Annotated in this window: 16 protein-coding genes; 7 read left to right on the forward strand and 9 right to left on the reverse strand. The window is 36.1% G+C overall.

Annotated elements, in window-relative coordinates:
* Window positions 1-457: 457 nt before the first annotated feature.
* From acs to BBI01_RS07165, 9 genes are all read right to left on the reverse strand, one after another.
* The gene (acs, locus tag BBI01_RS07125) at window positions 458-2,398 is read right to left on the reverse strand and encodes an acetate--CoA ligase (RefSeq protein WP_262487285.1); all 1,941 of its coding nucleotides are present in this window, start codon (window positions 2,396-2,398) and stop codon (window positions 458-460) included.
* Between the two features lie 126 nt (window positions 2,399-2,524).
* Entirely contained in the window at window positions 2,525-4,411 is a 1,887-nt protein-coding gene (locus tag BBI01_RS07130; RefSeq protein WP_065393979.1) for an AMP-binding protein, read from the reverse strand.
* Between the two features lie 56 nt (window positions 4,412-4,467).
* Window positions 4,468-4,827: a response regulator transcription factor gene (locus BBI01_RS07135; protein ID WP_065393980.1), complete on the reverse strand. Its 360-nt coding sequence runs from the start codon at window positions 4,825-4,827 to the stop codon at window positions 4,468-4,470.
* Window positions 4,828-4,836: 9 nt separating this feature from the next.
* The gene (locus BBI01_RS07140) at window positions 4,837-7,539 is read right to left on the reverse strand and encodes an ATP-binding protein (RefSeq protein ID WP_065393981.1); all 2,703 of its coding nucleotides are present in this window, start codon (window positions 7,537-7,539) and stop codon (window positions 4,837-4,839) included.
* Complete coding sequence (locus BBI01_RS07145; protein ID WP_065393982.1) at window positions 7,532-7,726, reverse strand: hypothetical protein; 195 nt, start codon at window positions 7,724-7,726, stop codon at window positions 7,532-7,534. The genes BBI01_RS07140 and BBI01_RS07145 overlap by 8 nt, the downstream gene beginning before the upstream one ends.
* Window positions 7,727-7,799: 73 nt before the next feature.
* Window positions 7,800-8,027, reverse strand: a complete 228-nt coding sequence (locus tag BBI01_RS07150) for a DUF6814 family protein (protein ID WP_065393983.1) — start codon at window positions 8,025-8,027, stop codon at window positions 7,800-7,802.
* A gap of 43 nt (window positions 8,028-8,070) precedes the next feature.
* Window positions 8,071-9,651 carry an MFS transporter gene (locus BBI01_RS07155; RefSeq protein ID WP_065393984.1) on the reverse strand — a complete coding sequence of 527 codons (1,581 nt, stop codon included), beginning with the start codon at window positions 9,649-9,651 and terminating at the stop codon, window positions 8,071-8,073.
* Window positions 9,652-9,750: 99 nt separating this feature from the next.
* Window positions 9,751-11,130 carry a porin gene (locus BBI01_RS07160; protein ID WP_065393985.1) on the reverse strand — a complete coding sequence of 460 codons (1,380 nt, stop codon included), beginning with the start codon at window positions 11,128-11,130 and terminating at the stop codon, window positions 9,751-9,753.
* 241 nt (window positions 11,131-11,371) lie between these two features.
* Window positions 11,372-11,788, reverse strand: a complete 417-nt coding sequence (locus BBI01_RS07165; protein WP_065393986.1) for an IS1/IS1595 family N-terminal zinc-binding domain-containing protein — start codon at window positions 11,786-11,788, stop codon at window positions 11,372-11,374.
* A gap of 160 nt (window positions 11,789-11,948) precedes the next feature.
* Between BBI01_RS07165 and BBI01_RS07170 the strand changes: the two genes are divergently transcribed.
* The 7 genes from BBI01_RS07170 to BBI01_RS07200 all read left to right on the forward strand — a co-directional run bounded on the left by BBI01_RS07170 (window position 11,949) and on the right by BBI01_RS07200 (window position 18,910).
* Window positions 11,949-12,587 carry a GNAT family N-acetyltransferase gene (locus BBI01_RS07170; protein WP_065393987.1) on the forward strand — a complete coding sequence of 213 codons (639 nt, stop codon included), beginning with the start codon at window positions 11,949-11,951 and terminating at the stop codon, window positions 12,585-12,587.
* Window positions 12,559-13,755, forward strand: coding sequence for an argininosuccinate synthase (gene argG / locus BBI01_RS07175; protein ID WP_065393988.1), 1,197 nt, complete (start codon window positions 12,559-12,561; stop codon window positions 13,753-13,755). The genes BBI01_RS07170 and argG overlap by 29 nt, the downstream gene beginning before the upstream one ends.
* A gap of 54 nt (window positions 13,756-13,809) precedes the next feature.
* Entirely contained in the window at window positions 13,810-14,775 is a 966-nt protein-coding gene (gene argC / locus BBI01_RS07180; protein ID WP_065393989.1) for an N-acetyl-gamma-glutamyl-phosphate reductase, read from the forward strand.
* 84 nt (window positions 14,776-14,859) lie between these two features.
* Window positions 14,860-15,999 carry an aspartate aminotransferase family protein gene (locus BBI01_RS07185; RefSeq protein ID WP_065393990.1) on the forward strand — a complete coding sequence of 380 codons (1,140 nt, stop codon included), beginning with the start codon at window positions 14,860-14,862 and terminating at the stop codon, window positions 15,997-15,999.
* Between the two features lie 22 nt (window positions 16,000-16,021).
* Window positions 16,022-16,975 (forward strand): N-acetylornithine carbamoyltransferase, encoded by a 954-nt coding sequence (locus BBI01_RS07190; protein ID WP_065393991.1) that lies wholly within the window; start codon window positions 16,022-16,024, stop codon window positions 16,973-16,975.
* An 83-nt stretch (window positions 16,976-17,058) separates the two neighbouring features.
* Complete coding sequence (argB, locus tag BBI01_RS07195; protein ID WP_065393992.1) at window positions 17,059-17,853, forward strand: acetylglutamate kinase; 795 nt, start codon at window positions 17,059-17,061, stop codon at window positions 17,851-17,853.
* Window positions 17,828-18,910: a M20 family metallo-hydrolase gene (locus BBI01_RS07200; protein ID WP_065393993.1), complete on the forward strand. Its 1,083-nt coding sequence runs from the start codon at window positions 17,828-17,830 to the stop codon at window positions 18,908-18,910. The genes argB and BBI01_RS07200 overlap by 26 nt, the downstream gene beginning before the upstream one ends.
* Window positions 18,911-19,153 lie beyond the last annotated feature (243 nt).

The raw sequence follows: 19,153 nt of genomic DNA on the forward strand, positions 1-19,153 counted from the left end.
ATGATTAATCCGGGATTTGTCAATTGTCCTAATAAAAGGATAATGAAGGTTATTGATGCTGATTAACTCTACTTTTATAAATTGATTACATTAATCCTCACGTAGATTTGGAGGATGACGTAGATTTTAATTATTGCTAGATTATTTTGTACTTTTTTATTATTCTGAAAGGATAAAGTAGAATGAACAGTCTCGCAAATTCTCTTTTATTCTTGACTGAACATATAAAATGTCTTTATAATGAAGGTTTCAGATACTCAATGAAATATGTTAATGGAGTAAAGATGGGACAGATTCCATTAATTCTTTTTAAGTCTGATTATTCATACGCATCATTTGCTTGTCTCTTCTCTTTGTTTGCTAGTTATTTTAGATGAAAAATCTTTATTACGTATGCACCAATAAAAAAGACCGCTTCATTATAGAAGCGGTCCTTTATTTTGATATTTGTTTTTAATTAAATTCTTTCGTTTTTAATTTCTTCTACAATTTCCGGATTCAATAGTGTACTGATGTCTCCAAAATTACTGAAATCCCCTTCTGCAATTTTTCTCAGAATTCTACGCATAATCTTTCCTGAACGAGTCTTCGGAAGTCCTGAAACGAACTGTATTTTATCAAGTTTTGCAATAGGACCTATCTGATCGGAGATCAATTGATTGATCTCTTTTTTAAGGTTGTCCTTATCACGGCTTTCTCCGGTTTCTTTAAGTGTTACATAACCATACAACGCGTTTCCTTTAATATCATGCGGATATCCTACAATTGCAGATTCTGCTACAGCAGGGTGTTGATTGATACTGTCTTCAATTGGAGCCGTTCCTAAATTATGACCTGAAACGATAATTACATCATCCACACGTCCGGTAATTCTGTAATAACCTACCTCATCTCTTAAAGCTCCGTCACCGGTAAAATATTTGCCTGGGAAAGCTGTAAAGTAAGTCTCCTTATATCTTTGATGATCGCCCCAGATTGTTCTTGCAATTCCTGGCCATGGAAAACGGATGCATAGGTTTCCTGTTACCTGGTTTCCTGTAATTTCATTACGCTTATCATCCATTAAAACAGGTTGGATCCCTGGTAAAGGTAAAGTGGCATAAGTTGGTTTTGTTGGAGTAACGAACGGAAGTGGAGAAATCATAATTCCTCCGGTTTCAGTTTGCCACCAGGTATCTACGATTGGGCATTTTTTCTTTCCAACATGATCATTAAACCAGTGCCATGCCTCATCGTTGATAGGTTCTCCTACAGATCCGATGACTTTTAATGAACTCAGATCGTGCTTGTCTACCCATTCCGTGCTTTCTTTTGCTAAAGAACGTATTGCGGTGGGAGCAGTATAGAATTGCGTAATTTTGTGTTTCTCGATAACTTCCCAGAAACGATCCGGCTCCGGATAAGTAGGTACGCCTTCGAAGATTACTGTTGTGGCACCATTCAATAACGGACCGTATAGGATATAGGAGTGTCCTGTAATCCATCCGATGTCAGCGGTACACCAGTAAATATCATTTTCTTTATAATTAAATACATTTTTGAAAGTATAAGCAGTGTACACCATGTATCCGGCACATGTGTGAAGCATTCCTTTAGGTTTTCCTGTAGAGCCTGAAGTATAAAGGATGAAAAGAGGGTCTTCAGAATCCATGATTACCGTAACGAAATCTGGTGAAGCTTTTTCATAAAGATCGGCTAGCCAATAATCTCTTCCTTCCTTCATTTTGATTTCGTTGTGAGTTCTCTTTACAACAAGTATTTTTTCTACGGTTGGCGTTTTTTCAACTGCTTCGTCTACAATGCTTTTCAGATCCAGAACTTTGCTGCCTCTGTAACTTCCATCTGAGGTAATAACCATTTTAGCTTCACAGTCATTAACTCTTGAAGAAACGGCAGAAGCTGAGAATCCTGCAAAAATAACGGAATGTACAGCTCCTAATTTGGCGCAGGCAAGCATCGTAATTGCCAATTCAGGGATCATAGGAAGATAAATACAAACTCTGTCTCCTTTTTCGATTCCCATATCGCGTAAAACATTGGCTGTTTTGTTGACACGGGTATATAATTCGTTGTAGGAAATGTGTTGTGCTTCTTCTTTTGGATCGTTAGGTTCCCAAATGATGGCTGTTTTTTCTCCTCTTATGGTAAGATGTCTGTCGATGCAGTTTTTGGTAATATTAAGCTTGGCGTTTTTGAACCATGTAATCTTTGCTTCATTCATGTCATACTTAACGACTTTGCTCCATCTCTGGTACCACACGAAGTTTTGATCTGCTACTTTATCCCAGAATTTCTTCGGATTTTTAATAGACTTTTTATATTCTTCAAAATAATGTGGTAAATCTTCTATTAAGTAATTTCTCATATCCTTTTTCGTTTTTTGAAATTTGAATTGTATTGTTAATTTGTTTAATCTTTTGCTTGATTTTAATTTTCAGACATCATATTAATAGTCAGTCTTAAAATTTTAAATTGGTAATTTAAAGCTCAGAAATGATACTTAAATATATGTTTAATTTTTTGGTTAAGCCCTATATTCCTTGATTTTTCCCTGAATTTCTTCAATGATTTTTTCGTCATCAATAGTAGATGGGATCTGAAAATCTTTACCATCTAATAGTGTTCTGATAAGCTTACGAAGTATCTTTCCAGATCTTGTTTTGGGTAAACGTTTGACAGTCATTACATTTTTGAGAAAAGCTACAGCGCCTATTTTTTCACGAACCATGTGAATGATTTCTTTTTCAATATCTGCTTCCGAAATGGTAGTGCCGTTTTTTAAAACAACCGTAGCAAAAGGAACTTGTCCTTTCAGTTCATCATCAATGCCTACTACAGCGCATTCTGCAACATCGGGATGTGATGAAACAATTTCTTCCATTTCAGAAGTGGAAAGTCTGTGCCCGGCAACATTAATGACATCATCCACTCGTCCTGTAATGAAAATATACCCATCTTCATCCTGTATAGCGCCATCTCCCGAGAAATAATATCCATTGTATTGGGACAAGTAACTTTTTTCAAAACGGTCATAATCTTTCCATATTCCAAGTAAAGCACCGGGAGGAAGGGGGAGTTTTATCACTAAATAACCCTCATGATGCGGATCGAGTTCCAGTCCGTTTTCGTCAAATATTTTAATGTCATATCCCGGAATCGGTTTTCCCGCAGAAGCTCTTTTAATACTGTAATTTTCATCAAAGGTTAATAGCCCCAGCATGGGCGATCCTGATTCTGTCTGCCACCAGTGATCAATAGCAGGAACTCCGATATGCTCTGCAAACCAATCTAAGGTTGCCACGTCACATCGTTCACCTGCTAAAAATTGTTTTTTAAAATGGGAAAGGTCATATTTTTTTACCAACTCTCCGTTTGGATCTTCTTTTTTTATCGCTCTTATTGCAGTGGGAGCAGTAAACATCGCAGAAACTTTATATTCTGAGATGATTCTCCAGAAAGTTCCCGCATCTGGGGTCATAATAGGCTTTCCTTCAAATACTATAGTTGTATTTCTATTGATTAATGGTCCGTAAACAGAATAACTGTGCCCGACTGCCCATCCAAAATCGGAAGCTGCCCAATAAGTTTCACCGGGTTCAATACCATACATATATTTCATAGAGAATTTTAAAGCGGTTGCATAGCCGCCTGTATCACGAACGATGCCTTTGGGTTTTCCGGTAGTTCCGGAAGTGTAAAGTAGATAAAGTGGGTGAGTAGACTCTACAGGAACGCAGTCTGCAGATTCGGATTTTTGAACCAGTTCTTCATAATCGATAAGCCCTTCAAACATTTCATGCTGATTATCTACCAGTTTCCTATTGTAAACGATGATGTTGTCTACTTTATCCTGCGCCAGCTCTATAGCTTTTTCTACTAATGGAAGGTAAGGGATTCTTTTGGCGATTTCTATTCCTGCCGTTGCAGTGATTAAAACTTTAGGCTTACAATCATCAATTCTTACCACTAATTCATGAGGTGCAAAACCTCCGAAAACCACATTGTGAATAACCCCGATTCTGGCACAGGCGAGCATAGCAAAAAGCGTCTGCGGAATCATCGGCATGTAAATAACAGCTGTATCTCCTTTTTTTAATCCTAAAGAAGATAGTCCTCCTGCAAATTTTGAAACTTCCTCTTTTGCCTGATTGAATGTATAGGTTTTCTTTTGCCCGGTTACTGGAGAATCATAAACAACTGCAATCTGGTCTCCAAAACCCTCTTCAATATGTTTGTCAATGCATAAATAGCACATATTAAGCTTTCCGTCGGAAAACCATTGAGGGTAATCATTGTCATCTTTTGAAAGGATCTGTTGTGGGAATTCAAACCAATGAATTGCTTCTGCCTGTTCCTTCCAAAAATTTTCTTTGTTTTCTATGCTTTGCTTAAATAAAGTATCGGTTTTCATATCAATAATTGTGTATTTGGAGTGTTTATCACCCTTATCAAGGGTGATATTTTCATCTAAAACAGCTCTTCAATCTGCTGCATCAGTTTTTTAATTGAATAAGGTTTTGTTACGTAAGCATCGGCGCCCATTTCCATTCCTTTTTCAATATCTCTGGGGTTGTTTTTAGCACTCAGGAAAATTACCTTAGTATCTTTTAGTTTATTGTCTTGTCTAATGATATCCAAAGTGCTGTATCCATCCAGATTGGGCATCATGATATCAAGAAGTATGACATCGGGAGTCATGGTTTTTAAGAACTCAAGAACTTCCGTTCCGTCACGGGCAATGAAAACATCATAACCGTTTTTTCTGAAGCTGTATTCCAGCGACATTAGTATTTTGTGCTCATCATCTGCAATAATTATCTTTTTCATAAAGGCTTTTTAAAGGTGTTCAACTTCATTTTTATTCTCATGTATTATCTTTTCAGGAAGAGTGATGGTAAAGGTGACTCCAAGTCCGCTATTTTCAGCTTTTATATTTCCGTAGTGTGCCTGTACTATCTTTTTTGAGATGGCAAGTCCAAGTCCGCTTCCTGTTGGTTTTAAAATATTCTGGTTTTTAGATTGATAAAACTTGTCAAAAATCATTTCCAGATCTTCCTCAGGAATATGTTTTCCTGTATTGAAAATGGAGACTACTAATTGATTGTTTTTTTCAAATAACTTGGTCTGTATTGTTCCTTGTTCATCAGTAAACTTTAGGGCATTACCCCAAATATTCTGAAACAGCTGAATCATTCTCGCTTCATCATATTCAAATATAAACTGATTCAAAAGATTAACCTCACTTAAATGAATGTTTTTCTGCTGTATCAGATGGAGGAGAGGGTTTAATGCCTTCTTGTAGGTCTCAATAATATTATGCTGTTGAATATTTAATGAGATCTCGCCATGCTGTAATTTGTCTAGGTAAAGAATATCATTAATGATTTCACTCAATCGGTCAGATTCTGTAATAATGTTATTTAAAAACTCTCTTTTAATATCCAGTGGAATATCATCGTCATCTGCTAGAATTTCTCCAGCAGAACGTATTGCTGTGATTGGAGTTCTTAATTCATGCGCAACAGAATCCAGGAAGTCGTCTTTCTGACGGTCTTTCACGATAAGGTTTTCATTGGCTGTTCTCAGATCATCAGATAGTTTTTGCAGCTCTTCAGACTGTTCTGTGAGTTTTTTATTTAAGCTGATGTTTTCCTTTGATTCCTCGAGAATATTTAAAACTTCTTTTAAGGATATTTTATCTTCTTTTGTAACACCTTCGATCAGAATTTTAGCAGATGCAGTTCCGATTCTTCCTGCTAACAGGTTTTCAGAAAACTTGATAAACCTTGAGTCTGCGGTTTCAGTTTTTGAATCAATATTATATTTTAAATTGAAAATTCTTAATGCCTGCTCAGTTTTATTTTTGCCTAAAAAACGTTCCAGAATATTCTGAATATCGGAAATATAAGCTGTTCCTCGCCAGATAAATGCATTCTCATGATTTTGAATGTATTTGTCAATATCTACATAGAGCTCAGCAAAGTTTCTTTCTCGGTAATTTCCTTTTGTACTCACTGAAATAATGGTAAATAAACCTGTATTTATCAAGAGGGACCAGAAGAAAATTTGAGGAATTCTTGCAAGATAAGGAATAGTGAAGAAGTCAAAGGAATTATACATGTCTCTTAATACTCCTTTGAATTCTTGGTTGTAAGAGAAATAATACTGTGGGATAATCAACCCGAAATAACAGATCGTTAATCCAGCGGCAAGCCCGATTACGGCGCCCTTGTAGCTTCCTCTTCTCCAGAATAGTGCTCCGAAAAACGCAGGCGCCAACTGTGCGATTACCACAAAAGACATTAATCCTACAGAATCCAGTGATTTTTTTATGATAAAATATTTATAGAACACAAAAGCCATGATAATCAGTGCAAAAATGCTGAATTTCCTAATGTTGGTAATGCTTCTTGTATTTTGTTCTTCATTTTCAGATTTAAACTTTCCAAGCAATCCATATGGGATGATCAGGTTATTGGAAAGCATTATGGACAGAGTGATTGCAGAGATAATGATCATGGAAATACATGAACTCAATCCGCCAAGAAAAACCAAAACCGTGATTAAAGTATTATCAAAGTGCTGGGGAATTAAAATAGAGTAGAACTCAGGATTTACTTTTTGTCCGTCAAAAATCAATCTTCCACCCCATGCAATCGGGAAAATAAATATGGTGAAAATCAATAAATAAAGCGGGAAAAACCAGATTGCTGTTCTGATGTGTTTTTCCTGTCTGTTTTCAACGATTGCCGTATGAAATTGTCTTGGAAGAATGCAGATTGCCGTGGCGGAGATCATGCATAAAACCATCCAGTTCATTGCTCCTTCAATACCGTTGAATGTATTTTTTTCTTTAAAATCTTTAAACTGGCTAGCCTTCTGATAAATGTCTGTAAAGCCATCAAAAACGTAATAGATCACAAATAATCCAAGAATAATAATGAAAAACAACTTTAAAAAACTTTCCAGAGCAATGGCTGAAATGATTCCTAAACGTTTTTCTGATGCATCTACGTAACGCGTTCCATAATAAGAAGAAAAAAGAGCGATAAGAATGACAACAAATGTGGCATTATCAGTCAGAATATCTTGTGACATCGAAGTTTCTGTTACTAAATGAAAAGTCTCAGAAATTGCTTTGATCTGCAGTCCGATGTAAGGAACTATGGCAAGAAGACATACGACGGTAATAATAGCACTAAAGCTTCTGCTGTTTCCATATCGCAGAGATATAAAATCGGCAAGACTACTGATTTTGTTGACCCTGGAAATTCTTACAATTCTCGTGTTTATATAGATCCATGCTGGGATAATCATGATGGGACCAATGTAGATCGGAAGGTAATTTAATCCACTGGTAGCTGCTACGCCAATACTTCCGTAATAAGTCCATGCCGTACAATACACAGCTAATGAAAGTGCATAAATATACGGGTTATTGATCCAAAGCTTACTTCTTTTCTTCTCTGCCAGATGAGCAACTAAGAAAAGGAGAGCCAGGTAAAACAGAACTACGAAAAATAAAGCGAAACTACTCATCATGTTTTTTTACGATTACAAAGGAAATCACGATGGAAATCATCCAGACTGCGAACAAATAGATCAGGATCATAGGATAGCCTAAAACTTCCCGATCACTATTGAAAAGTAGCGAAATAGGAATACTGAAGGCAATCATCAGCCCGATGCTTAGAATAACCAGTTTTTGTTCGTGTCTTTTTTTCATAAATGATGATTCGTAAAAGATAATTGATGGACAGACATTTTTGCCGTCCATCAATCGTCCTGTAGCTTTTTAATTATATTTTGTCGTCAGAATATTCTCCTGTTATGGCATAATATCCGAAAACAGCCATTCCGCCTGAGATAATCGGCATCAGTACAAATAAGATAATAATCCCGAAAACCAGATCTTCCTGTTTTCCCGAAGCAATCTTGGGGATTCCCATTACGGTAATTCCGAAATATCCTACGACGACTGCTATTGCGATCCAGAGAATGCCTAATATTTTTTTTAGTCCGTTCATTTTAGTAGTTTTAAAATTAATAAAAATTTGAGTGAATCAGTGATTAATCGTGAAGATTATTGTTCTTATTTTTAAGATAAATTAATCCGATGATGAAACATACGGCAGCAACTCCAATCGGGTACCAAAGTCCTTCCAGGTACCATGTAGCGTGTCCTGCATCTTTTCCGGTGGTTACCAGATAAGTTGCCACCGCAGGAAGAAGTCCTCCGAATACACCATTTCCAATATGATAAGGTAAAGACATTGATGTATAACGGATTCTTACCGGGAACATTTCAACAAGGAATGCTGCAATAGGACCGTAAACCATCGTTACAAATATTACCTGTACAAACACCAGGAAGATCAGATACCATTTTGTGTCATCACTTACTTTTACAGCTTGGGAAACTTTTGCTTCTTCAGCTTTTCCGTCTTTCATTACCGGACCGCTTGGCGACCAGTGAACGATACTGTCTTTCTTGATTAAAGTTCCGTCTGTGAATAGAGTTTCTTTGTGGAAGGTAACAAGGCTGTCTGTTGCAATATCATTGTGGATTTTAGCCGTTCTTTTCTCTGTAATCCCGCCAGATGCAATGGTCTTGTTTTCAATGTTTACACTTTTAAACATACTGTCATAGATAGGTCTGTATGCTAAAATTGCAATCAGCATTCCCGTCATCATCACTGCTTTTCTTCCGATTTTATCAGAAAGCCAACCGAAAAATACAAAGAAAGGAGTTCCTAAAAACAAAGCCGTAGCCATAAGATAATCTACCTGTGTAGAATCTATATTCATTACTTTTTGCATGAAACTCATGGCATAGAATTGTCCTGTGTACCAGATGACCCCTTGTCCCATTGCTGCTCCGAAAAGAGCAAGAAGAACGAATTTGAAATTATATTTATTCCCGAAACTTTCCTTTAATGGATTCTTAGAAGTTTTCCCTTCACTCTTAGCCTTAGCAAAAAGCGGAGACTCCTTCATATTTTTTCTGATGATATAAGACACTGCAACCATTAGAATTGAAATCCAAAACGGAATTCTCCATCCCCAGCCATCAAATTCTTCAGGAGAAAGTGTGGTTTTGGTAATTAAAATAACGATCAATGAAATGAAAAGCCCTGCCGTTGCAGTAGTTTGAATCCATGAGGTCCAGTAGCCTCTTCGATGAGGTTGTGCATATTCAGCAACATAGGTTGCAGCACCTCCATATTCACCACCAAGTGCTAGCCCTTGCAATAATCTAAGAATTAAAACTAAAACAGGAGCCATGAAGCCAATCGTCTCATAACTTGGAATACATCCGATCAGGAACGTAGAAAACCCCATGATCAGTAAAGTAACAAGGAACGTATATTTTCTCCCGATAAGATCTCCCAGTCTTCCGAAGAATAAAGCTCCGAAAGGTCTTACAACAAATCCTGCGGCAAAAGTAGCAAGAGTAGATAAAAATGCAGCTGTAGGATTATCTGCCGGGAAAAATTTAGTTGCCAAAACAACCGCTAAACTTCCGAAAATGTAGAAGTCATACCATTCTATAAGTGTTCCGAGAGATGACGCTGTAATCACGCTCCATATGGTGCGGTTTTTCTGCTTATCAGTCATATTCTCGTAGCTTTCGTGATGATTTTCGCTCATATTGATTCGTTTTTGATGTTATTGGAATAGGATTTAAATTTTTTAGACCATTAAGAGATTTTAAGTTGATAAGATTTACTATTCTTAATAGTTCAAACTTTATAAATATATTTGGAACTGTACAATAAATTCTCCTTTAGAAGATGGTTTTTCACTAGGATTGGTATAAACAGGTCTTGTTGAATATTGTGTAGTGATTTTTGCATGATGCCCATCAATAAACCAATTGGCTCCGACATCAAACTGGGATGAAGATTTTTCGAATGCTTCAAAGTTTTTGTGAGTATAAGCAGCGAAAGGCTGTATTCTGATTTTTGGTTTTTCCGCCTGACTTGGTAATAGTAAACCAGCCTGTGCGTAGATAATATTACCTGTTCCGATAGTCGGTTGTAGATTTCCCGGACCTGCAATGGCTTTATTGCCTATGAAATTAGGATCGGTAGCTGCAATATTCATTGTCCCAAGGTTTCTTACATAATTAGGACCGAAATTATAATTGTAATATCCGGCATACGCTGAAACTGCCATTTTGTTTTTAGCTTCTCCTAAAGGGATGTCCGCAAATGCATCTACAGCAAAAAGAGTGATGTCATGCTTTTCAATATTAGAATTAACAGAAGTTCTCGTCCCGTCTTTCTGATGATAAAAACCTGCACCTACATTGAAGACTTTCTTCGTTCCTAAATAAGAACCTACTTTGAAAGGCAGTGTATTAGATTCTTCGTCAAGGAATTGATACTCAACATAACCGGCTTTTGAAAAATTAGGATTTCCATTGTTGTCTACTGCTATAGCTTTTGATGGGTCTGTTGTGTTTGCTGGAGTAAGATCTGTTGCAAAAGGCTTATTTAAACTAAAACGATATTCAAGTTTTCCGTATTTTCCTTTGGCAAACATTCCGATCTGTCTTGCAAACTGATCCGAATTATCAATTAATGGCCATGAGAAAACGGGGGAGTCTACGGTAAGGAAATTCAACGTAGAAGCCATTGTCATACGAGAAAGTCCCATGTAATAATGAAGCCCTGCCCCTAAAGATAAACTGAATTTTCCTGCTTCTCCAGGTAAAATAACTGCGTACTCATTCCAGGCATCATGAAAAAATAACTGTGTTTTCTTTCCGTTTCCATAGCCTCCTGTGCCTGTGGTTCCTGTAGCACCACCATTAATAAAGGTTTGGTTATTGATCCCGAAATGCAAGAGGATCATATATCTTTTAGAAATTTGTGCGTATGTTAAAGCCCGTAATCGCCTGTTTCCTATATTCCAGGTGTTGTCTGTTGGTTCACCACCAACCATACTTCCTGGGTTCATCTGGCTGTTTCTTAACCAAAGCTGATCCCATAAAATAAATCTGATGAATTTGTCTCCCTCAGGATTGAGGTTTACTTTGAGTCCACTGCCATAATCAGGAGAACCTTGTGAATATACAGAACTGCTGATTAAGGCTACTCCAATGAATGTAAGTAATTTCTTCATAAATTATCAATTTTTGGCGTTGTTTTTTGTGAAAGCCAAATTGGAGTTAATAATTTATTTACGAAAATTTAATATATATTAGTGGTAATAGTATAGCTATAATTTGTTACGAGATGCGAGTTTCGTGTTTCGTAATCCGGTATTTTGATTTTTTTTTGTTTGTAAAATATTGATAATTAATATTTTATATTTTTTTTGTATTGTGCTTCGAATCTCGAACCGAGTACCCCGAACCTCGCGTCTACTTCTTAAACCTTTCCCACTTGATCAGCATATACTTATCAGCAAACTGAGTGATAATAATACCGGAGTTTTTGATGTTTTCTTCCTTTGCAATGTATTCTATTAATTCATTTTGTTTCAGGATTTTATATACAGGATGAAACTCGGAATGGGGAGGTCTGGTAATATTGTATTTTTTTATCCATGAGCTGATGGTTACGTGCGAAACTCCGATAATTCTCTCGATTTCACGATAGCTTAAGCCTTCCAGGTAAAGCTGTAGTGCTTTAGTAACATAATAATCATCAATCTGTTTTCCCAGTTTTTTAACGGTAAAATAATAGTTGCAATTTTTACAGTGAAACCTTTGTTTTTCATTAATAATACCACTTTTAACGACTTTGTTACCCTTGCATTTTGGACATGTATTTTCCATAGCTATATTATTTTAGCAAATATATAATAAATTAGCAAAAATATATTTTTAAATAAAGATAATTTTACCTGTATAAATTTTTAAAACAAAAAAAATATCTTTTTTATTTGGTTTTTAAAGTAATTATATTTTAAATTTGCCAAAAAATTTAGATAAATAAATGGAAATAGAAATTTCCTCATGCGAACATCTAGTGTATGTGAGTGAAATACAGCAGGAAATGTATGATTCTGCACAGCGTAGAGGAACGGGAATCGCAAAACGTTCCATCGAATATTTGAGTAAGAAGATTTCAGAAGGCAATGCTGTGGTTGCTACTGAAAACGGTGAGTGGGTAGGGTTCTGTTATATAGAAACCTGGTCACACGGAAAGTTTGTGGCAAATTCGGGGCTGATTGTATCTCCGAAGTTCAGGAACGGTGGAGTAGCGACTCAGATCAAACATAAAGTTTTCCAATTATCTAGAGAAAAATATCCTGAAGCAAAAGTATTTGGATTAACAACAGGTCTTGCGGTAATGAAAATCAATAGTGATTTGGGGTATAAACCAGTCATCTATTCTGAATTGACTCAGGATGAAGAGTTCTGGAACGGTTGTAAGAACTGTGTGAACTATGAAATTTTAATGAAAAAGGAACGTAAAAACTGCTTATGTACAGCGATGTTATTTGTTCCTGAAAATATGAAAAAAAATGAGGTTGTAAATAATCAGCCTGATCTTAATAAAGTAAACAGTGTTGTGAATGCGCAACCAGAAATTAAATATAGCAATGAACAAGAAAGTCATCTTAGCGTTTAGTGGAGGGTTAGATACTTCCTACTGTGCAAAATATCTTAGTGAAACACTTGGGTATGATGTATATGCGGTTACTGTAAATACCGGAGGTTTTTCCAAAGAAGAAGAAAAAGAGTTGGAGAAAAAAGCTTTAAATCTTGGGGTAAAAGAGTACAGGTGCGTAGATGCTCAGGAAGATTATTACAATTCTTGTGTGAAGTATTTGATTTTCGGGAACGTATTGAAAAATAACGCGTATCCTCTTTCTGTAAGTGCTGAGCGTACCATTCAGGCGCAGGAAATTGCAAAATATGCGATTGAAGTAGGAGCAGATGCTATTGCTCACGGAAGTACGGGAGCTGGAAATGATCAGGTTCGTTTTGATCTGATTTTCCAGGTAATGTGTCCGAATATTGAGATCATTACGCCAATTCGTGACATGGCTTTGTCCCGTGAAGAAGAAATTGAGTTTTTGAAAAGTCATGGCTATGAAATGGAATTCCATAAAGCACAATATTCGGTAAATAAAGGACTTTGGGGAACTTCTGTAGGTGGAAAAGAGACTTTGACCTCAAGAAATTATCTGCCGGAAGAAGCTTTCCCTTCCCAGGTTCAGGAAACTCAACCTTCCGAACTGGAAATTGAATTTAAAAACGGAGAAGTAGTGGCTGTGAATGGAGAAAGTTTTAATCACTCTGTTTATGCGATTCAAAAAATAGAAGAATTAGCTTCTGCTTACGGAATTGGTCGTGATATTCATGTAGGAGATACTATTGTAGGAATCAAAGGAAGGGTTGGATTTGAAGCAGCGGCAGCATCTGTGATTATTAAAGCGCATCATTTATTAGAAAAACATACGCTTTCAAAATATCAGCAAATGATGAAATCCCAGTTATCCGACTGGTATGGAAACTGGCTTCACGAAGCACTTTTCTTAGATCCTGTGATGAGAAATATTGAATCTTTCTTAGCGGACTCTCAGAAAACGGTAAGTGGAAAAGTATTTGTAACCCTTCATCCATACAGATTTATCTTAAACGGAATTGAATCTGATCATGATTTAATGTCGGATAAATTCGGAAGCTACGGAGAAGCCAACAGAGCCTGGACGGGAGAAGATGTAAAAGGATACACAAAAATTGTAAGTAATTCTTTGAATATATACCACCAGATTAACCAAAATATCAACTAAAGTTCCGGAGGAACGATTTAACCCAAGGTAGGATATAGTCCTATCAGTTTAAAAATGAAAAAAACAGTAGGAATAGTCGGAGCCAATGGTTATACAGGAAGCGAGTTGATACGCTTGCTGGCTTTTCATCCCCACGTGACATTGAGTTTTTTATATAGTCGTTCGAATTCGGGAACAAAAATTTCTGATCTGTACCCGGATTTAACGACGGTTTGTGAAATGGTTTTAACCAATCAAACAGAAGAGGTTGATATTCTTTTTCTATGCCTTCCTCATAAGGAAAGTCAGAATTGGTTAACTCAGAATCCTGTTCATGAAGATACGCTTGTGATTGATTTAGGAAATGATTTCCGTTTGGATGGAAATTTTGGAAACAGAAATTTTATCTACGGTTTACCTGAAATCAATAAAAAACAACTGTCAGGTTCAAAAAGTATTGCTAATCCGGGATGCTTTGCAACTGCAATTCAATTGGCGTTATTGCCATTGTCAGAAAAAGGATTGTTGAATGAAGTTTTTACCACAGGGATTACAGGTTCTACAGGAGCTGGGCAATCTTTGCAGGCAACAACTCATTTTACATGGAGAAATGATAATGTTTCAGCTTATAAGACTTTGACACATCAGCATGTGGATGAGATCTTACAACAGTTGATCTCATTTAATAATAAAGAAGTAAACCTGAATTTTGTTCCATGGAGAGGAGATTTCGCAAGAGGGATTTTTACAAGTTCTACCGTGAAAACTGATTTGGAATTGAGGGAGATAGAGCAATTGTATCAGGATTTTTATGCAGGAGAGCCTTTTGTTACAGTAAGTGAAAGGGCGATTGATTTAAAGCAGGTTGTCAATACCAATCGCTGTGTGATTCAGATTGAGAAGAATGGAAATGTTGCCGTAATTCATTCAGCGATTGACAATTTGTTGAAAGGAGCTTCAGGGCAGGCGGTACAAAATATGAACATCGCAATGGGCTGGGAAGAAAATACAGGTTTGAATTTGAAACCGATAGCATTTTAATACAGGAATGCACCAACTGATATTACGGGAAAAACTCGAAACTCGAATCCCGTTTCATTAATCAATTATCATTTATAAAAAGACATGAATTTATTCAACGTATATCCATTATTTAATATAAACCCAGTTAAAGCTCAGGGATCTTTTCTTTGGGATGATAAAGGAGAGCAATATCTTGACTTTTATGGCGGTCATGCCGTGATTTCAATTGGACATAATCATCCACATTACCAAAATAAGTTGAAAGAGCAATTAGAAAAAATCTCTTTCTATTCTAACTCTGTTCAGAATGAATTGCAGGTTGAACTGGCTGAAAAACTGGGAAAACTTTCAGGATATGAAGATTATAATCTTTTTCTGTGTAATTCAGGAGCTGAAGCGAATGAGAATGCATTAAAACTGGCTTCTTTTCATAATGGAAAAAGCAAAGTACTTTACTTCTCAGGATCATTTCACGGAAGAACTTCTGCGGCAGTTTCTGTAACGGATAATCCTAAAATTGTTGCTCCTGTAAATTTTTCAGAACGATTCATCAAATCCGAATGGAATGATATCAAACAGCTTGAACAAACTTTTGAGGTATACGGAAACGAAATTTCGTCAGTAATTATCGAAGGAATTCAGGGGGTAGGCGGAATTATGATTCCAACAGAAGAGTTCTTATTTAAGATTAAAGAATTGTGTGAGAAATATGATGCTGTTTTGATTCTGGATGAAGTGCAGTCAGGATATGGAAGAAGCGGATATTTCTTTGCGCATCAGGAATTTGGAGTTAAAGCAGATATAATTACTACAGCAAAAGGAATGGGAAATGGCTTTCCTGTTGGCGGAGTTTTAATCAATCCTAAGTTTAAAGCTAGCAATGGTTTGTTGGGAACAACTTTTGGAGGAAATCACTTAGCGTGTGTAGCTTCTATTGCCGTTCTGGATGTAATGAAAGATGAAAATCTTATCGAAAATGCTCAACAAATGGGTGAGTATATTGAAAATGAAATTAAAGATTTACCACATATTAAATCCATCCGAAGGAAAGGATTGATGATCGGAATAGAACTCGATAGAGACTGTTCAGAAGTAAGGAAAAGCTTACTGTTCGATCATCATATTTTCACCGGAAACTCTAATGATAAAAGTGTTTTAAGGATTCTTCCGGCACTTAATATCAAAAAAGAGGAAACGGATCTTTTTATCAATGCTTTGAAAGAAGTGTTGAAAAATATTTAAGTAATCTTTAAAATCAATTCAAATGAAAAAATTTACCTCTGTAAGTGATGTAGAAAACTTGCAGCAAATTATAAAAAAGGCTTTAGAAATTAAAGCAAACCCACTTTCTGAAACAGAAAAAGGAAAAGGAAAAACAATAGGTCTTGTATTCTTAAATTCAAGCTTAAGAACACGTTTAAGCAGTCAGATTGCAGCACAAAACTTAGGTTTAAATGTGTTGACATTAAATGCTGCACAAGAAGCATGGAACCTTGAATTTGCAGATGGAGCTGTGATGAACGGAGATACCGTAGAACATATCAAAGATGCTATTGAGGTTTTAAACCAGTATTGTGATATCATTGCTGTTCGTTGTTTTGCAGGGATGAAAAGCAAGGATGATGATGTGAACGAAAGTATCTTAAGTCAGTTTGAAAAACATGCAACAGTTCCTGTTATTTCTTTGGAATCGGCAACACGTCACCCATTACAGAGTTTTGCAGATTGTATCACTATTACAGAAAACTGGAAAAAAGATCATAAGCCGAAAGTTGTTTTAACATGGGCACCACACATTAAGCCAATTGCACATGCTGTAGGAAATTCTTTTGCAGAATGGATGCAGGAAATGGATGTGGAACTTGTGATTACTAATCCGGAAGGTTATGATTTGGACCCAGCTTTTACAAAAGATACAAAAATAATTCATGATCAGGATGAAGCATTGAAAGATGCCGATTTTATCTATGTGAAAAACTGGTCTTCATTTGATGATTATGCAGCAATGCCGGAAGTAGAAGAAAATTGGATGTTGACCAATGAAAAACTGGCAAACACTAATGATGCAAAAGTAATGCACTGCCTTCCCGTTCGTCGTAATGTTGAATTGAGTGATGAGGTAATGGATGGTGAAAATTCTATCATTTATCAGCAGGCAAAGAACCGTATTTTCTCAGCCCAAACCGTGTTTAGCGAAATTTTAGATCATATAAAATAACCCTAATGAGTCCTGAAGGGACGATTTAATCTCAAAATAGGAATTTATTCCTATTATTCTATCCATATACAATAAGTAAAAAAATGAAACAGAAAATATACATCATAAAAATAGGCGGAGCGCTCATTGATGATGAACGATTACTGGATCAGTTTTTAGATCAGTTTTCCGGAATTAATGATAAGAAGATTCTTGTTCACGGTGGAGGGAAGTTGGCGACAACGCTGGCAGATAAACTCGGAATAGAACAGAAAATGATTAACGGAAGGAGGATTACCGATAAAGAAACATTGGATATTGTAACAATGGTATACGCTGGAGGAATCAATAAAAATATTGTTGAGAAATTACAACATAAAAAATGTAATGCGATAGGATTTTCCGGAGCTGACGGAAATCTTATTAAAGCTAAAAAAAGAGAACATCCTGAAATTGACTTTGGATTTGTGGGCGATATCAATAAGAAAAGTGTGAACAAGAAATTGGTTTCAAAATTAATTAAACTGGATCTTGTTCCTGTATTTTCAGCCATTACACACGATAAAAAAGGAAACCTTTTCAATACAAATGCTGATACCATTGCTTCTGTGATTGCTCAGGCGCTGTCAGAGAAATATGAAGTAGAATTGTTGTATTGTTTTGATAAAGAAGGTGTTTTAGAAGATGTAAATGATCCGGAATCTATTATTAAAAGTGTAAATGAAGAAGAATTTTCTACACTGAAAGAACAAGGAAAATTACACAAAGGGATTTTACCCAAACTTGAAAACGCTCTTGGAGCCATAAAGAATAATGTAAATAAGGTATTTCTGATTAAAGAAACCGAATTAAAAAATCATATAGAGAATCATCATGCAGGAACTGAAATCTGTTTATAATAAAGAAGAATTGTTAAATAATGCGGTCGGATTGCTTAAAAATTTGATTGAAATTCCTTCATTCAGTAAAGATGAATTCAATACATCGGTGGAGATTGAAAACTTTTTCAAGAAACACCAGATCCCTACCAAACGTTTTAAAAATAATATTTGGGCGGTGAATAAACATTTTGATGTATTCAAACCATCTGTATTACTGAATACCCATCATGATACCGTAAAACCTAATAAAGCTTACACACTTGATCCGTTTGTGCCGATTGAAAAAGACGGTAAACTGTTTGGATTGGGAAGTAATGATGCGGGAGCCTCTTTGGTTTCCATGGCGCAGGTTTTTTTACATTTTTATGATAAAGAAGATTTAAAATATAATTTAGTGATAGCGTTGACGGCAGAGGAGGAGATTTCAGGTTTTGACGGAATCGAGGCTCTGTTTCCACAGTTACCTAATATCGAGCTTGCCATTGTAGGAGAACCCACGCAGATGAATCTGGCAATCGCTGAAAAAGGACTGTTGGTAATTGACGGAGAGATGAAAGGAACTCCTTCTCATGCTGCTCATCCCAATGATGACAATTCAATTGTGAAATGTATGCAGGACTTACAGGGGATTTTAAACTTTAAATTCCCAAAGGTTTCAGAATATCTTGGAGAAGTTAAAGTAACATTATCGGGAATTCACGCCGGAGTACAACATAATGTCGTTCCCGAATCCTGTAATTTCACATTAGATGTAAGGGTTACGGATGAATATTCCAATAAAGAAGCCTTTGAAATCATTCAGTCACAAATGAAATCAACACTTACTGCAAGATCTTTCCGACTGAATTCCTCAAAAATAGAAATGGATCACCCATTTGTACAGGCAGGATTGGAAATTGGAAGGACAACCTACGGATCACCAACCTCATCAGATCAGGCAATTATTCCATGCACATCTGTGAAAATGGGACCTGGAGACAGTAGGCGCTCTCATACAGCGGATGAATTCATCTATATCAGTGAAATAGAGGAAGGGATAGAAATCTATATCCGGGTTTTGGAAAAAGTGTTATAAATGATGGAGCAGGAAGATGTATGAAAGGAAGTTTTTACGGTTTGTTATTAACTCTCAGCTTCAGACTTTCGGCTTACAATATATTTTGACTAATGCTCAGCAGACATTTAAAGTTTACGTTTTTAATAAGGATTTATGCAAACAATACGATTAAAAATAGTGACTTTATATAATAAGGAAGTGTTTTTTTATAGTTAATAGTAATTTAAGGAAAGTCTTGCTGGGCTTGTCAAAATCAATCAA

It is taken from the genome of Chryseobacterium artocarpi (assembly GCF_001684975.1).
Classification (GTDB): domain Bacteria; phylum Bacteroidota; class Bacteroidia; order Flavobacteriales; family Weeksellaceae; genus Chryseobacterium; species Chryseobacterium artocarpi.

What these genes read in the sequence shown, in the direction of transcription:
- BBI01_RS07170 (WP_065393987.1), top strand. Translation starts at nt 11,949, where the DNA reads ATGGAAATAGAAATTTCCTCATGCGAACATCTAGTGTATGTGAGTGAA.
- BBI01_RS07145 (WP_065393982.1), bottom strand. Translation starts at nt 7,726, where the DNA reads ATGAAAAAAAGACACGAACAAAAACTGGTTATTCTAAGCATCGGGCTG.
- BBI01_RS07135 (WP_065393980.1), bottom strand. Translation starts at nt 4,827, where the DNA reads ATGAAAAAGATAATTATTGCAGATGATGAGCACAAAATACTAATGTCG.
- BBI01_RS07165 (WP_065393986.1), bottom strand. Translation starts at nt 11,788, where the DNA reads ATGGAAAATACATGTCCAAAATGCAAGGGTAACAAAGTCGTTAAAAGT.
- BBI01_RS07155 (WP_065393984.1), bottom strand. Translation starts at nt 9,651, where the DNA reads ATGAGCGAAAATCATCACGAAAGCTACGAGAATATGACTGATAAGCAG.
- BBI01_RS07200 (WP_065393993.1), top strand. Translation starts at nt 17,828, where the DNA reads ATGCAGGAACTGAAATCTGTTTATAATAAAGAAGAATTGTTAAATAAT.
- argB (WP_065393992.1), top strand. Translation starts at nt 17,059, where the DNA reads ATGAAACAGAAAATATACATCATAAAAATAGGCGGAGCGCTCATTGAT.
- BBI01_RS07185 (WP_065393990.1), top strand. Translation starts at nt 14,860, where the DNA reads ATGAATTTATTCAACGTATATCCATTATTTAATATAAACCCAGTTAAA.
- BBI01_RS07130 (WP_065393979.1), bottom strand. Translation starts at nt 4,411, where the DNA reads ATGAAAACCGATACTTTATTTAAGCAAAGCATAGAAAACAAAGAAAAT.
- argC (WP_065393989.1), top strand. Translation starts at nt 13,810, where the DNA reads ATGAAAAAAACAGTAGGAATAGTCGGAGCCAATGGTTATACAGGAAGC.
- BBI01_RS07160 (WP_065393985.1), bottom strand. Translation starts at nt 11,130, where the DNA reads ATGAAGAAATTACTTACATTCATTGGAGTAGCCTTAATCAGCAGTTCT.
- BBI01_RS07190 (WP_065393991.1), top strand. Translation starts at nt 16,022, where the DNA reads ATGAAAAAATTTACCTCTGTAAGTGATGTAGAAAACTTGCAGCAAATT.
- argG (WP_065393988.1), top strand. Translation starts at nt 12,559, where the DNA reads ATGAACAAGAAAGTCATCTTAGCGTTTAGTGGAGGGTTAGATACTTCC.
- BBI01_RS07150 (WP_065393983.1), bottom strand. Translation starts at nt 8,027, where the DNA reads ATGAACGGACTAAAAAAAATATTAGGCATTCTCTGGATCGCAATAGCA.
- BBI01_RS07140 (WP_065393981.1), bottom strand. Translation starts at nt 7,539, where the DNA reads ATGAGTAGTTTCGCTTTATTTTTCGTAGTTCTGTTTTACCTGGCTCTC.